The sequence below is a fragment of the Acidisarcina polymorpha genome, from assembly GCF_003330725.1.
Classification (GTDB): domain Bacteria; phylum Acidobacteriota; class Terriglobia; order Terriglobales; family Acidobacteriaceae; genus Acidisarcina; species Acidisarcina polymorpha.
The window spans coordinates 2,487,646-2,502,085 of the sequence record NZ_CP030840.1 but is presented as its reverse complement, the minus strand read 5'-3'; the positions used below and the strand labels follow the sequence as shown (position 1 = coordinate 2,502,085).

Here is a 14,440-nt window from a genome sequence, read left to right as displayed (position 1 = left end):
CGTCAGAGGGCACGTTGAGGGACGCTTATACGATTACGCCCGAGCACGCCGCGCCGCCACGAACGAGCGCACACAGAGCACCACAAATACCAGCAGCAGCACCGACATGGCTGCCTTCTCTTCAACTGCCGCGGGATGCGGAAACTGGCGCCCGTTCAGCATCGCTACATAATCAATGATGCCGCCTTTCACCGTGCCTAGAAACCCCAGCAGGCCGATGGTTACGGCAATATGCATGAATAACATGCGCCGCTTGGTGTCCGGGGTATAGGCGAAGAAGCCAAGTAGAGCCAACACGATGCCCACATAAGAGGGGATCAGGGCCGTAGGAAAGTGGCTGCCGGTCGCCACATAGCCGAAGCCTCCAAGCAGAACCAGAACAATGCCGAACAAGATCGTGATACGAGCCATCGAATGCGCCTCTTCTCGATCATAAGCGAAGCGGTGCCATCAGACGCGGAAGCCCAGTAAAGCGCTATGGGAAATCATAGAAAAAGGCTAAATCCTATGCGCTTTCTCGTATGAATGTAAAAGTTCCCCAAAACTTGAATAAAGAAGTAAGTGTGTCAGTTATCAAATAAATCCTGCTGACCCGTTATTCACATAGTAAACGGCATGCTGATTGCTAAGTGTTGGATATGTTCAAGCCTGTCACTTCTTCCCTCCGGTTCTCTGACCGAGTAGCACAGACGGCTCTTCTCTTCTGTGCACTTGTCGTTGCAGGGGTTTCCCCGTCTTCCCTCTTTGCGCAAGCCAGCAACGCGGCAGGCACCATCCAGGGCACTGTCACAGACCCTTCAGGCGCCGCGGTTCCAAGTGCAAAGGTCACTATCTCCGAGCCTTCAACTGGATTGCAAAAGGTGTTCACCACCTCCGGCAGCGGATACTACTCCGCCGGATCGTTGGCGCCGGGCCAGTATAAGATCCAAGTGGACGCGCCCGGCTTTGCCGGCTCCGATGAGGTGGTCACCGTCCAAATCGGTGTCGTCTCCAATGGAGATCTCAAGCTCGGCGTAGGCAGCTCCACAACCCAGATTGAAGTGGAAGCGGATGAAGTCTCCGTCGATACGACGCAGACCCAGATTGCCGGTGTCCTTAGCCGGGAACAGATTGCTAATTTGCCCGTGAACGGCCGCAACTTTCTCGATCTCGCGCAACTGCAGCCAGGTGTGCAGATTCAAGACGGCACCAACTTCGACCCGACCAAGAATGGATTCTCGTCGATCTCGTTCGGTGGCCGCTTCGGACGCACCGCTCGCATCCTGCTGGATGGACTAGACATCTCCGACGAAAACGTCGGCACGACCACCCAGAACATCTCCGAAGACGCCATCCAGGAATTTGAGGTCGCGCAATCAAACCTCGACATCTCGACCTCCATCACCTCGTCCGGATCGGTGAACGTCATCAGCCGCTCCGGCTCGAACCGGATCCACGGTGACGGCTTTTACAACTTCCGCGACAAACGTGCCGGCGGGGCGAACTTTCCCGGTGGCCAAGACAATTACCTGCAGCGGAACAACGTAGGCGGCGGCTTCGGCGGTGCATTCGTTCCCGACAAGGCCTTCTATTTTATGTCGGCGGAGCGCTTCATCCAGCACCTCGATGCTCCAGTTAATCTGAGCGGAACACCTTTTCCGCAGCTTTCCGGGTCTTACACCGCTCCATACTCTGAGATGGAGCTCTTGGGGCGCACCGACTTCAACCTTCCCTACGGAGCGCATGCTTTCGTACGCGGTGCTTATCACAACAATAAGGATGTCGGCGGCTTCGGCGGTGGGAACAACTACTCCCCTTACTTGAACGAGAACAACACCCCGAATGTCGGCGGCGGGGTGGACTTTGTCACTGGCAATTTCAGCCACAGCTTCCGGGTTGGCTATTTTAAGTTCTTCAACCACATCACCGATGCAACCACAGTCACCGAGAATCCTCTTTTCAACACAACGCCCGGCGTAAGCCTGCAGATTGGGGCATTCTCTTCTGGGGCGAATTACCTGGCCCCACAAGCAACCGCTCAGTCAAACAAACAGTTCCGCTATGACGGTACTTGGACCAAGGGCCGCCATACCCTCCGCTACGGAGCTGGGATCAATCACTTGCTTGGCGGCGGATTTGCTTCCTTCTACGGAATTCAGCCGTATGTCCCGCTCGATTACTCCAGCTACGATCCGACGAATAGCCCCTTCGCCGGCGGCGCGGCTAACCCCGCCAACTACATCGTTAATCCCAGTCCGGCGGCCACCGTGGGCGTCTATCTAGGCAACGGACAGGGCTATAACACGGAGAAGTCTCTCTTTGGATACCCCGGAGGCGGCCAGGAAGACTGGCGCTTTACTGCTTATGTCGGAGACCAGTGGAAGCTTACGCCCCGCCTCAATGTAAATTATGGACTTCGCTATATCCGCGATACTGGGCGCAACGATAGCGACCTTCCTGCCATCCCCTCTCTGGACGCGATCGCTCCCGGCCTGGGAAACAAAGTGAGACAGCCGAACCAGAACTTTGGCCCGCAAGCTGGTATTTCCTGGGATGCTACTGGAAAAGGCAAGACGATTGTCCGGGCCGGAGCCGGCATCTACTACGAGAACAATGTATGGAACAACGTTCTCTTTGATCGGCCGGTGCGCCTGAGCCAGGGACTGTTCTTCGGCCTGGCCACGCTGTGCCCGAATACGACCGTCCCTCTTCCCGGTGGCGGCACGATCACCTCTATCGATGGTGTGCCTCTAAGCTCTATCTGCGGTTCTCCTATCGGCCTCTACTCCCAGCAGCTCGGCGACCTAGAAAAGGCCTATCAGGCCGCAGTCACGGCTGCCGGTCCCCAGGCCAATGGCAACTACATTAACAGCGCGCTGGCCGTCGGCCCGGCGGTCAACGGAGATCAACTCTTCCTGCCGCAATACCGCACGCCACGCTCCTATCAGATGAACATTGGGGTGCAGCAGGAAATCGTCAAGAACGTCGTAGTCAGCGTCGACTATCTTCGCAATACTGCTCAAAACTTCCTGCTAGGAATCGACGAGAACCACGCTGGCGACGTCAGCAACTTCAACCCAACTGCCGCAGCAGCAGCGGTTGCGACGACCGTCGCCGCCTGTGGGGCCGCCGACGCATCCTCTGCCATCCTCGCTTGCCCTGGCCTCCATCCCGCAACGGCGACCACGCCTGTTGGCGGAGCGGTCCTCGGCGACTTTGCGGCCAACGGGCTCGACTCCATCAGCACATCGAACGGAGGAGCGCCCGCCGCCAACTTTGCGTTCGCGGGTAAGAACACGACCTATGGCCAGATGAGCTTCCTTACACCCAGCGGACGCTCTTCTTATAACGCCCTTGCGGTCACTGTCAACGGGCAGGCCCACCACCCCGTTCCCGGAGTCATCAGCGCTAACCTGACTGCTTCTTACACCTACAGCCACTTTAACGGAACCGGCTCGAACGCCATGGTCGGCACCGGTCTTAGTGCCTCTGGCGGCGATCAGGATTTCGGCGCCAACGCATTGAGCTACAACAATCCCAACAAATACTACGGACCCAATTCGCTCGACCGCCATCAGCAGTTTTCGATCGGACTTGACGCCGAAGTTTGGAAGGGGCTGCGTATCGATACCATCGCCCATCTGTACTCCTCTTTGCCGCTGACTCTTTCGCTACCAACCCAGGGTGCCGGTGACATCTTCATCAGCGATCTGGACGGTGACGGTACCGTTGGGGATGTGGTGCCAGGAAGCAATATCGGGTCGTTCATGCGTGGAGTCACACCACACAACATCAACAATCTCATCACCAACTACAACAATGCTTATTCAGGAAAGCTGACCCCGGCGGGTAATGCCCTGGTCAACGCAAACGTTGGCATCTCCGCTGCCAATCTGACCAGCCTGGGTGCGGTCGCCCAGTCTCTTCCCTTAGCGCCCGCGAACCAGCTAGGCAATGACATCCTTCGTGTATGGGACGTCGGCGTCGGCTATAGCTTCAAGGTCGGCGAAGGACTCAGCATTCAGCCGAGCGTCCATGCCTTCAACGTCCTGAATGCCGCCAACTTCGATGCTCCCGGTCCTCTGGGGTCGGTTCGGGAGGATGGCGTGCTCAATGGCCAGCCAGGTTCGGCAAACAACACCACCGCAGCTAGCCAGGAGCCATTTCGTCTCGGTCTCGGTACTGGAGTCTTCGCTCTCGGCGCTCCACGCCAACTTGAATTCGGACTGAAGGCGACCTTCTAACCGGTTTTTCCAACCCATACCAAAAAAGGACGGCCTCCACTTGGGCCATCCTTTTTTGCGTCTGGCTGCCTAGGATCTCACGCACCCTGCTTCTCCTAAGCGGAGGTGGAAGTCTCCCGCGCCAGCGCTCGCCGCAACACCGTCTCGAATGCCCCCTTCAGCTCGGTGTATTCCGGATCCGTCAGCGTGCCCTCCAGGCGCTCCGTCTCGAGCGCGAAGAGTTCTTCTTTCAGCACCGAGAGTAGCGCCGCCCGCGGCGTAGCTGCTGCGGGATGCATTGGAGATACCGGCGCCGGGCTGCTGGCATTGGCGAAGTCTCCTGCCGGCGCTGGCATGAACGGCGAAGCCGTTGACCCGGAACTTGCAGCCACAGCGACAGCCGCTGGCTGGCTCCTCAGAAAGAAAGCCGCAGCCGCGGCAAGCACCAGCGACAAGCTGCCGAGGATCCACCACCGGTATTTCGTCAGCGGATCGGGAGTGTCGATGGGATTTCCCAGACCGCCTCCAGGCCGCGTATCGCTCGCCGCCGCCGCGCTGCCTGCTTCCGGGGAGGCCGGCTGCTCGGCGCCTCCAGCTTGCGCAGGAGCCCCGGCCGCGGGGCCACCCTGTCCCTCGGTCGGCTGTCCCTGCGCCTCTCGCGGCATCGCCCCCAATCCCGAGACAGTAAACTCCAGCGGCTGCGACGGAGCAACATTCTTCGCCAGAAACGTCTGCGCGTTCACATCATCATTGACTGGTTGAAAGGGCGTCGCCGTTGACGGCGTGAACTTCATGCTCTTCGGCATCAGCACTGCGAAATTCTCAGCCGGGATCGCAACCCGCTGCTCGAACTTATAGCTGCCCGTATACGGAAGCTTATAGCTCACCTGAAAACGGGTCTCGCCTGGTCGAATCGGAAAGACAAAGGCATAGTGGCCCTTATCGCCGAGCGGCACTGGAGAAGAAGAAACCGGCATGCCACCCGGCGCCATCGCCGCTGAACCCTCCAACTGAGCGCCATCCGGCAGGTAGATCTCGTAAGCGTGAGTGCTCAGCTGAGTGCGAGGCGGCGTAGAAGCATTCTTGACGAAATAATTCTCAATGACGTGCAGCCCCTGCTGATCGGCCTCGAGCCGCATCACGTTCGCCTCGGTCGTCACCCCCTGCACCTTCTCGGCAACGTCGTACACGTCGACATCCACGGATTGCGTACCGGGCGGCGCGATATGGAAGTATCCCGCCTTCTCGTGGTCGACCCGGATCAAATGGGGACCCGCATCGGGAAGCTCCAGTGTGAACGCACCATGGGCGTCGGTGGTCGTGGTGTTCGATTCCTTCATCCCGCCCGCGAGCTGGATCAGCACGACCTTATCGCCGCTCGCTGGCTTGTTGACCGTCTTGTTGGTGACCGTCCCGGTGATCGAGGCGGCCAACGCAGGGAAAGGGGTGAGGAGTAGGAGAAGACTGACAAGGCGGCGTACGCGGAAGTGTGGGTTCATGATCGCTAGCAGCGATTCTAATTTGTTTCCGGAGACGTGCCCCTTCAGCGCGGCTGCGCTTCCAGCAAATCGATCTCGGCGATCACTTCAGCCGCCTCATTCTCAAGCGAGGCGCGCTGGGCAGCATAGTCTTCTTCGGGATACTTCCCGGCTCGATATTCGAAATTCAAGTCGCGAAGATTATCGTAGACGACTTGCTTCCGTTCGCCGAGGAACTCCAGCCGCGTCTTCTGCGGCTGCTGCGCACTGTTCCGCTCCGGCCAAAAAACATAGGTGAAGACGGCAATGAGAAGGATTCCGCAGGCTACGATGATCATGGTCGGGCCTTTCTGATGAGGCGAAGGTCGAAATCGGCCGGGATGACCTCGGCTATTTGGGTTCGCTCCGCTTCAGGATGTTCTGGATTCAAGAGGTAATTCCTGGTCTTGGGCATGATTGCAGACGGGACCTCCGCGAGCGCAGTTCGAGCCGATCTGAGCCATTCATCCCCGATCCACTGAGTCGTCTTCCAGTTGTGTCTCCAGGAAGAATCCGCTGGACTTTGCAACTGTTCTATCTCGATATCTCCAGCGACCACCACTCTCATGAGATTGTACGAAGTTGGCAGTTCGGCGTCTTCGAGGTCGAGATGAACCAGCACTTCAAGCAGCGCCCCGGCTGCCGATTCTGCAAGGTAGACAATCGAATGGCCGGCAGTATGCCAGCGGCCGCCGGCAAGTCTGCCACCTAGACCAGCTAGCGAATGGTAATTGCTAACCCTCCATAATTCGCGAAGATCGATCCCTTCAGGCAAACATACCTTCGTCTATCTGGATCAGCATCTCTTCCACCAGGCGTCCGCCGACTTCCGTGCGCAGCATCTGGATTGGCGTCCGCTCATCAAAGCGGTGCTTCGGCCGATTCAGCCAGTGAAGCGCCTTGTCCTTATCCCCAAACACCCTCAAAGTCACCTGATAAACGCGAACCAGCCGGGCAAACTTGTCAGACTCGTCAAGATTGAGCGGCTCCTGCCGGGCCCTGCGATGCTTAAGCGTGCGGGCTGGGATCACGACATCATAGATGTCTTTGAACTGGAGACCGGAACCCTCCAGGAAGTCATTGATCGTAGTCAGGGGCAGCCCAGCTTCAAGCGCATCCAAATCGATCCGAGGTGGGGCATCGATTCGAGGCGCGCCGCCTTCCGTTAAAGTGGCCATAGGGCCATTATGCCACATCGATGTCGGCAGAGTGGCCTATATTTCCGTCTCGCGGCGGATGCGTTCCCGGATGTCCCCGAACCGGGATACCGTCGACGGCAACGGCATGGGGACGCTCCGCAGCCTCCAGCGACGAATCAACATCGCCGTACCGCCAATGCCCAATAATAAAACTGCAAACGGCATGATCCACGCCACGATATTGAAGCCGGTCCCGCCAGGCGCGGCGAGCACCGTCGGCCCATACTTTTGCACGAAGGACTGAAAAATCAGGCTATCGTTGTCGCCCTTGTCCACGCCGGCCATCAGTTCGTGCCGCATACCGTCGGAAAGTGGGCAGCCCACGTGATTGCATTCCAGCAGAATCTGGTTGCAACCACAACTGCACATTAATTGATGACCGAGCTTGTCGAAGCGCGCAGTGGGATCCGCCGCCGCTGTGGTCAGAGCCACTATAATCGCCAGGACCGATAGTTGGGCGATCCGCGTAAATCCATTTTTTCTCGAAACCGCTCTAGAACGAAACATCAATCGCCACTCCCTGCCACTGCCGCATCCCGGGGAATGACAGCCTTCACCCGCGCCGTTGCCAATGCCGTCTGCAGGTTGGGCGTCAACGCAGCAACGGTGCCGACAATGACGATAAACACGCCAATCCAAATCCAGGCGACCAACGGATTCAAGAAGACCTTGATGATCGGCAGCCCGCTATCCGGATTCTTTCCTTCATAGACAACATAGAGGTCCCACGCCAACGTCGAATGATTCGCCACCATCGTCTGCGTGGTTTGGCTGGCCTGGTAGAACCGTCTCTCGGGCGCGAGCTGCGTCACTTTGTTGCCCTTCCGGTAGACATCCAGCAGCGAATATTCCGTGTCGAAGTTCGGATTGGAATCCTGGGTAAAGCTCTGCGAAACAAGGCGATACGGCCCGATGTTCAGCGCTTCTCCTACGCCGAGTTCTTTCTCGACGCTCTGGTTGAAGGCTTGCCCAGCAAAGCCGATAAACATCACCACGATGCCAAGATGCACGATGTAGCCGCCATACCGGCGCGAGTTGCGTCGAGTGAGTTGCAGCATCGAAGCAAAGAGGTTCTGGCCGGTATGACGCTGGATCACCGCCGCGCCCCGCAGAAACTCCGAAGAGATCGCAGTGATCACCAAGGCGCCCAGCGAATAGCAGACCAACGAGTAGAACATGCCTTCGTCCTGCCACGGACGAACCCCAACCAGCATCAGCACCACCGCCGTGACGAGACCAGCGGCGCTCGGCAATAGGAAGTTTTTGCGAATGCTCTTGAACGAAGTGCTACGCCAGGCAAGCACCGGGCCTACGCCGGTGAGGAACAGCAAAAAGAGGCCGATCGGCACCGCAACCCGGTTATACCAGGGGGCACCCATCGTGACTTTATTGCCCTGCACATACTCCGACAGCACCGGGAAGAGCGTTCCCCACAGGATCGTGAAACAGGCGGCCAGCAACACCAGGTTATTGAACAAGAAGCTCGATTCGCGCGAGACCAGCGCTTCGAGTTTGTGCTCCGTCTTCAGATGGTCGCGGTTGAGGACGAACGTAAAGATACAGACCGCCAGCACCACCACCATGAAGATCCAAAACCACGTCCCGATGTTCGATTCGGCAAAAGCGTGAACGCTGCTGACCAGTCCCGACCGCGTCAGCAGCGTTCCCAGCACCGTCAGTAGAAACGTCGAGAAGATCAGCCAGACATTCCACGACTTCATCATGCCGCGCTTCTCCTGCATCATCACCGAATGCAGAAAAGCGGTGCCAGTGAGCCACGGCATCAGCGAGGCGTTCTCGACCGGGTCCCAGCCCCAGTAGCCGCCCCAGCCTAAGACTGCATAAGCCCAGTGCATACCGAGCACGATGCCGCAGGTCAGGAAAAGCCAGGTCACCATCGTCCATCGCCGCGTAATGTGGATCCACTTCTCGCCCGGGTAGCGCATCATCAACGCGCCGAGGGCAAAAGCAAACGGCACGCTGAAGCCCACATAGCCGAGATAGAGCATCGGCGGATGAATCACCATCTCGGGATACTGAAGCAGCGGATTGAGACCGAAGCCATCAGGAGGAATGGTTCCCGAGACCAGCGAAAACGGCGTCGCGGCAAAATTCAGTAGCAAAAGGAAGAAAAGCTGAATGCCCGCGAGGATGGTCGAAGCGAAAGCGGTCAGTCGCACGTCCACCTTATGCCGCAGCCGTAGCACCAATCCGTAGGTGGCCAGCAGCCATGCCCAGAGTAGAAGCGAACCCTCTTGTCCCGACCAAAGCGCGGCAAATTTGTAGGGGCCCGGAAGCGCGCGATTGGTGTGGTGAAGGATGTAGGCGACCGAAAAATCATTGGTGAACGCCGCCCACAGCAACGCGAACGCCGCTACCGAGACCGCGAGGAAACTCGCGATGCCAGCCCGCCGGGCAGTCTCCGCGAGACGCTCCGGTGAGATCCTTCCGCCGCGCCCGGTGGAGAGCTGGCGGAGAGCAATAGCTCCAGCCACAAGCGTATAGCCGCTCAAGACGAGGGCAAGCAAAAGGGCGAAGCTACCTAATTCCGGCATAGGATTCTCTCACTATCTTCGCAGAGCGATGCCTGTTGCCGCAATGTAGCAAGTTATATTGTCAATTTATGGACTTGCAACCGGAGCTATGACAGCGAGGCGATTTCAGCGCACGCCCCACTCCCACAATCCAAAATTGACCTTCCTCGAAAGTGGGAACCCCACCTGACGGGCGAGGGTGGCCATCTGTCCGCGGTGATGAGAGTCGTGCGCGATCAGATATCCGACGAAAGCCGCGGTATCGGGCTTGAAGTTCTTGACCCGGTTTCCCGATTTGAGAGAGGTCGCAATCAGTTTACTTAAAGCCGCGGACGTCGCCCTCAATCCGGCGATCGCTTCATCAGGCATGACGGTGATCTTGTTAAGCGGAATGGGTAACTCAGTGCTGCCGGATGCCTTCAGCCACATCCCGTGAACGGTGTGAATGTGGGCCGCCAACGCGGCAATGTTACGGCCCTTACCACCTGGCGGCTCGGCCCTCCAGGCGGCGGGGTCGAGATTTTCAATAAGGTAGATGGTGATTCGGGAATGAATGTCAAAGGCCCGAACGAGCCCGTCATCCTCAGGTCCAAAAGTAGAAGGAGAGACGTCCAAAGAAGTTCCCTCCTCGGCAATCTACCACACCTTAGGCGGTGCGACGCTCCGAGTTGCCGACCAGATACTGCGCCAGCGCGATCAACTGATCTGGAGGAAAAGGTTTGACGCGGAAGACAACCTCGAGCGAGTCGTATGATTCCTCGGCATCCGCATAACCGCTTAGTACTACGACCGGGAATTTGTATCCACTCTCGCGCAGCGATCGAACGAATTCCGGACCATTCATCACCGGCATCAGATGGTCGGTAATAACTAAGCTTACGGAATATCCATCCGGCGACTGAACGAACGAGAGGGCGTCGCGGCCATTTGTCGCTACGTCCACTGACAAGCCGGCGCGCTCGAGAATTGCCTGCCGCGTCGATGCCTGAATGGCGTCATCATCAACGAGCAGGATGTTCACAGGAGTTCGTTCAGTCTTGCAGATGGGAACTGTCAAAGTGATGTCCTATTGTATTCAGGGGTATAGATGTAGTTTGTTTACGAGAGGTTGCCCGAGCTGTGGAGCTTAGGGGTCTTCTCGGCCGCTCCGAGTCATCCTACACCTCATCCAGGTATCGGCAAGTAAGTACTGCAAGTAACAAGAATACTGCTTTTAGAGATGGTTTTCACTCTGAGACCATTCACTCTGAGACCATATGGACACTCGAAATACGCGCTTTCCTCTTAGGGCTTGACGCCCGAAAAGGAAACTCTGAGTCTAAGTAACAGCTCTGAGCCACGAGTTAAGGACCTTCAAGCATGTTTGAACTTCCGATTCGAACTCCAGTGCAGCGACGGATCATCTTGTCAGTGGTCGTTCATGGCCTCTTACTCGCTCTTCTTCTAAGGCCGACTGGAGCCGTGCGTTATCGAGCTTCGCTGCCCGGCACCTCTCACGGTACTCGGATCGAACTATCCTACCTGCCCGGCGGAACCGCTTCATCGCCACCCGCACCCAAACGGAAGTCAGCTCCGGTTCGCCCCGCGAAACCTAAATTGACGCTGCCTGCAACAGCACCGGCGCCCGTGCTGACGAACGAAGCCACCTCTGCTAGTACCGGCAAGTCCGGCACCGAAGCCAACGACGCTCTCGGGAACGAAGACATCCAGATCGCTCTTACCACTTACTCTCCAAGTCCGAAACCGGATCTCTCGCGCCTTCCCCGCGGCGCCCAAGGCGATGTGGTCATCGATATCACCATCGATCCAACCGGGAAAGTTGCCGATCTGCAGATTCTTCAATCACTTGGATATGGTGTGGAAGGCATGGTAGCGGACACCGTACGAGGTTGGAAGTTTCGGCCAGCCACCAAGGATGGCATTCCGGTAGCCTCGATCCAGGAACTTCATTTTCACTATGGACCGGCCTAGCCCGGTGGATTCACGGAAGATCCTTCGAGCGCATGACCCTGCGCTCGCGCACCACAGTTGCCCATAGTGACTTAGAACCGCTGCCGCTAAATCAGGGTTTCTCTCACGCGAAAAGCTGGAGCGGAGCGCAGTCGCGACTCGACTTCGGATCGGCTCCGCACGTAGATCGAATTCTGGGGACGCGGATCGCAATCCTCGACCAGCATCAGCTTTCGCTCCAACGGTGAATAGGAAGCAGCCACAAATCCATACGAGACCAGGGTCTTGTGTGCCTGGTCGGACGCGAAGCCGAAAGCCACACAGTCCTCGTTGTTCTCGATGATCAGCGCGAGTAGCGCAGGACGACCAAGCACACTGCCAGCGCCGGCGAGGACATCGCTCTCAAAGCCTTCAACGTCGATTTTGATCAGCGCGGGAGTGGATGCCGCGAGGGTCTCGTTTAATGTCGTTACCGGCGATTGGAAGATGGACTCAGAGGCCCCGCCATTCGGGGCGATGCGGGTTTGGGTACCATTTGCGGCAAAGCGCAGAACTCCAGACTTGGCCCCCACTCCCGCCTGGTGGATCTCAACCCGATCTCCGATCCCATTCGCCTCGATATTGGCAGCCAACCCTGGCAGAGTTTCGGGGTTGGGTTCAAAGGCAATCGATCGGGCGCCGATTGCGGCCGACGCTAACACGGTGTAGCTGCCGACGTTCGCGCCCACATCCACAAAAAGATCTTCAGGGCGGAGCAGATGCAGCAGAAAGCTCATCTCGCTGAAATCCGCCAGTCCGCAATAGATGTTCAGTGTGGCGCCATGCATGCCACGCCGCACCATCAACACCGAGTCATTCACGAAAGGAATGACTCGGAGACCTGCAACCAGGCGGCTTCGGACCTGCCAGGAAAGAAAATCGCTTATTGCTCCCAGACTGCGGCCCCGGTTCATCGGGTGATCCAGAATATGCCGCAGCAGACCGGGCAGGCTCACAGGACAGCTGACTGCTCTTCCAATTGCACCATCAACTCTTCCCACTCACTGCTCAGAGCGGCGTGTTGGGCTCGCAGCGCTTCAAGTTCGCGGCTCAACCGGTGCGTCTCTTCCGAAGTGGTGAAGCTGCCCAGCGCTGTTTCGGTCGTGGAAATGGAGCTTTCCAGGCGCGGGATCTCCTCTTCCAGAAACCAGAAGCGGTCTTGCATCTGTTTCAGCTTGATCGGATTCACGCGTTTGACGTCTTTCGCTTCTTTCACCGGCTCCGGCACTGGCGGGGGTGCGATCACGGCGGCGGGCGGCTTGAATCCATTCGACGATGGCAAAGCTCCGCTCATCGCCTGCCCATTTTCCTTACGGTAGAGGTAGTCCTCATAGTTGCCGGGGTAGACATGCACGTGGCCGCCCTCGACTTCAAAGACCCGGGTCGCGACCCGATCGATGAAATAGCGGTCGTGGGAGACGAAAATAACCGTTCCAGTAAACGAGCTAACCGCCTCTAAAAGGACATCTTTTGCACGCAAATCGAGGTGATTTGTAGGCTCATCGAGCAGCAGAAAGTTGGCCGGACTGACTAAAATCCGCGCCAAAGCATAACGGTTGCGCTCGCCGCCGGAAAGCACTCCCAGCTTCTTGAAAGCATCGTCGCCTGAGAACAGAAAACACCCCAGCAGGCTGCGCAACTCGGTCTGCGCGATCTTCGGCGCGGTGCCGCTGATGTCGTCGAGCATGCGCGCTTCCGGGTTGAGCACCTTGTATTGGTCCTGTGCAAAATATTCTGCGAGCACGTTGTGTCCGAGCTTGATTGAGCCGCTGGTCGGGCCTTCCTGCGCCGAGAGCATGCGAATCAACGTGGACTTACCCGCGCCATTCGCCCCGACCAAAGCGATCCGATCGCCGCGGTCGATGGTGAAGCTCACGTCCTTGAGCACCTGCTTGGGACCGTAATCCTTCGAAAGATGGTTTACCTCTACGACGGTGCGGCCTGAAGGCGGCGGCTGAGGAAAGGTGAAGTGGATCACCGGCTCATCTTCAGGGATCTCGATGCGCTCGATCTTCTCCAGTTCCTTGATCCGGCTCTGCACCTGCTTGGCCTTGGTCGCCTGATAGCGGAACCGGCTGATGAAGGCCTCCAGGTGTTCGATTTGATCGCGCTGGTTCTTATAAGCATTCTCCAGCTGCGCCCGCCGCTCGGCCTTCTGCGTCAGGTATTTCTCGTAGTTCCCGTGATAAACGTGGATGTTCTTGTTCCAGATCTCGATAATTTTGTTGACGGTAACATCGAGAAAATAGCGATCGTGCGAGATCAGGATGAAGCCTTTCGGATAAGTCCGAAGATAGTCCTCTAACCAGTTACGAGTCTCGAGGTCGAGATGGTTGGTCGGCTCGTCGAGCAGCAGTAGATCGGGCTTTTGCAGAAGAAGTTTTGCTAGAGCGATGCGCATCTGCCAGCCGCCGGAGAACTCCTCCGTGCGCCGCTGCCAGTCTTCTTTGCTGAAGCCAAGACCGCTGAGCACGGTGCCGACTTTGACGTCGAGAGCATAGCCATCGTTGGCGCTGAAGCGGGAATCGATCTCCGAGAAGCGGTCGGCCGCGGTCTGGTATTCGGCACTCTCGGGATCGAGCTCGGCGAGCGCGGCATAGAGACCCTCAAGCTCGGTCTCCATCGCCCGGAGTTCATCGAAGACCGAGAGGCATTCCTCAAAAACGGTGCGGCCGGAGAGTGAAAGGCCGTCCTGCGGCAGGTAGCCGATCGACATCCCCTTGGTGACATGCATGACCCCGTAATCGAGGCCGCCCTCGTGAGAATCGTTTCCGGCAAGGATCTTCATCAACGTCGATTTGCCGGTGCCGTTCGCGCCGACCAGAGCGGTCCGCTCATCCGGCGTGATCAGCCAGTTGACGTTCTCAAAAAGCAATTTGGTGCCAAAGCGCTTGCCGGCGCCAGAAAGTTGCAGCATCCCTCTATTTTAGCGGAGAGCGTCGTCGAGCATTCCAGGACTTTGCAGACTGCATGCTTAAGCCACACTGAATTTCGCTAGG

Annotated in this window: 13 protein-coding genes; 2 read left to right on the top strand and 11 right to left on the bottom strand. The window is 57.7% G+C overall.

Annotation, left to right across the window (positions count from 1 at the left end):
* Nucleotides 1-33: 33 nt before the first annotated feature.
* Nucleotides 34-411: a hypothetical protein gene (locus ACPOL_RS10830; protein ID WP_114207081.1), complete on the bottom strand. Its 378-nt coding sequence runs from the start codon at nt 409-411 to the stop codon at nt 34-36.
* Nucleotides 412-638: 227 nt separating this feature from the next.
* Between ACPOL_RS10830 and ACPOL_RS10825 the strand changes: the two genes are divergently transcribed.
* Complete coding sequence (locus ACPOL_RS10825; RefSeq protein WP_114207080.1) at nt 639-4,223, top strand: TonB-dependent receptor; 3,585 nt, start codon at nt 639-641, stop codon at nt 4,221-4,223.
* Nucleotides 4,224-4,318: 95 nt separating this feature from the next.
* On the opposite strand, the gene ACPOL_RS10820 is transcribed toward ACPOL_RS10825, so the two are convergent.
* The 8 genes from ACPOL_RS10820 to ACPOL_RS10785 form a co-directional block, all read right to left on the bottom strand.
* Nucleotides 4,319-5,701 carry a carboxypeptidase-like regulatory domain-containing protein gene (locus ACPOL_RS10820; RefSeq protein WP_114207079.1) on the bottom strand — a complete coding sequence of 461 codons (1,383 nt, stop codon included), beginning with the start codon at nt 5,699-5,701 and terminating at the stop codon, nt 4,319-4,321.
* Between the two features lie 44 nt (nt 5,702-5,745).
* A complete protein-coding gene (locus tag ACPOL_RS10815) occupies nt 5,746-6,018 on the bottom strand; it encodes a hypothetical protein (protein ID WP_114207078.1) in 273 nt (90 codons plus the stop codon).
* Complete coding sequence (locus tag ACPOL_RS10810; RefSeq protein ID WP_201759157.1) at nt 6,015-6,494, bottom strand: RES family NAD+ phosphorylase; 480 nt, start codon at nt 6,492-6,494, stop codon at nt 6,015-6,017. The genes ACPOL_RS10815 and ACPOL_RS10810 overlap by 4 nt, the downstream gene beginning before the upstream one ends.
* On the bottom strand, nt 6,487-6,897 hold the full coding sequence (parS, locus tag ACPOL_RS10805) for a type II RES/Xre toxin-antitoxin system antitoxin (protein WP_161557292.1): 411 nt from the start codon (nt 6,895-6,897) through the stop codon (nt 6,487-6,489). The genes ACPOL_RS10810 and parS overlap by 8 nt, the downstream gene beginning before the upstream one ends.
* Nucleotides 6,898-6,933: 36 nt before the next feature.
* Nucleotides 6,934-7,425, bottom strand: coding sequence for a cytochrome c-type biogenesis protein (locus tag ACPOL_RS10800; protein WP_114207076.1), 492 nt, complete (start codon nt 7,423-7,425; stop codon nt 6,934-6,936).
* Nucleotides 7,425-9,473 carry a heme lyase CcmF/NrfE family subunit gene (locus ACPOL_RS10795; protein ID WP_114207075.1) on the bottom strand — a complete coding sequence of 683 codons (2,049 nt, stop codon included), beginning with the start codon at nt 9,471-9,473 and terminating at the stop codon, nt 7,425-7,427. Before ACPOL_RS10795 ends, ACPOL_RS10800 begins: the two co-directional genes overlap by 1 nt.
* A gap of 105 nt (nt 9,474-9,578) precedes the next feature.
* Nucleotides 9,579-10,067, bottom strand: a complete 489-nt coding sequence (locus ACPOL_RS10790; RefSeq protein ID WP_161557291.1) for a DinB family protein — start codon at nt 10,065-10,067, stop codon at nt 9,579-9,581.
* Nucleotides 10,068-10,098: 31 nt separating this feature from the next.
* The gene (locus ACPOL_RS10785; protein ID WP_236657391.1) at nt 10,099-10,509 is read right to left on the bottom strand and encodes a response regulator; all 411 of its coding nucleotides are present in this window, start codon (nt 10,507-10,509) and stop codon (nt 10,099-10,101) included.
* A gap of 302 nt (nt 10,510-10,811) precedes the next feature.
* On the opposite strand from ACPOL_RS10785, the gene ACPOL_RS10780 reads away from it, so the two are divergent.
* On the top strand, nt 10,812-11,423 hold the full coding sequence (locus ACPOL_RS10780; protein WP_114207073.1) for an energy transducer TonB: 612 nt from the start codon (nt 10,812-10,814) through the stop codon (nt 11,421-11,423).
* Between the two features lie 86 nt (nt 11,424-11,509).
* Here ACPOL_RS10780 and ACPOL_RS10775 read toward each other — a convergent pair whose 3' ends face one another.
* Nucleotides 11,510-12,397, bottom strand: coding sequence for an FkbM family methyltransferase (locus tag ACPOL_RS10775; protein ID WP_114207072.1), 888 nt, complete (start codon nt 12,395-12,397; stop codon nt 11,510-11,512).
* Nucleotides 12,394-14,358: an ABC-F family ATP-binding cassette domain-containing protein gene (locus ACPOL_RS10770; protein WP_114207071.1), complete on the bottom strand. Its 1,965-nt coding sequence runs from the start codon at nt 14,356-14,358 to the stop codon at nt 12,394-12,396. The genes ACPOL_RS10775 and ACPOL_RS10770 overlap by 4 nt, the downstream gene beginning before the upstream one ends.
* Nucleotides 14,359-14,440 lie beyond the last annotated feature (82 nt).

Bases quoted from the DNA above. Each gene is read 5' to 3' on its own strand.
- ACPOL_RS10830 (WP_114207081.1), bottom strand. From the start codon at position 411: ATGGCTCGTATCACGATCTTGTTCGGCATTGTTCTGGTTCTGCTTGGA.
- ACPOL_RS10825 (WP_114207080.1), top strand. From the start codon at position 639: ATGTTCAAGCCTGTCACTTCTTCCCTCCGGTTCTCTGACCGAGTAGCA.
- ACPOL_RS10820 (WP_114207079.1), bottom strand. From the start codon at position 5,701: ATGAACCCACACTTCCGCGTACGCCGCCTTGTCAGTCTTCTCCTACTC.
- ACPOL_RS10815 (WP_114207078.1), bottom strand. From the start codon at position 6,018: ATGATCATCGTAGCCTGCGGAATCCTTCTCATTGCCGTCTTCACCTAT.
- parS (WP_161557292.1), bottom strand. From the start codon at position 6,897: ATGGCCACTTTAACGGAAGGCGGCGCGCCTCGAATCGATGCCCCACCT.
- ACPOL_RS10800 (WP_114207076.1), bottom strand. From the start codon at position 7,425: ATGTTTCGTTCTAGAGCGGTTTCGAGAAAAAATGGATTTACGCGGATC.
- ACPOL_RS10795 (WP_114207075.1), bottom strand. From the start codon at position 9,473: ATGCCGGAATTAGGTAGCTTCGCCCTTTTGCTTGCCCTCGTCTTGAGC.
- ACPOL_RS10780 (WP_114207073.1), top strand. From the start codon at position 10,812: ATGTTTGAACTTCCGATTCGAACTCCAGTGCAGCGACGGATCATCTTG.
- ACPOL_RS10770 (WP_114207071.1), bottom strand. From the start codon at position 14,358: ATGCTGCAACTTTCTGGCGCCGGCAAGCGCTTTGGCACCAAATTGCTT.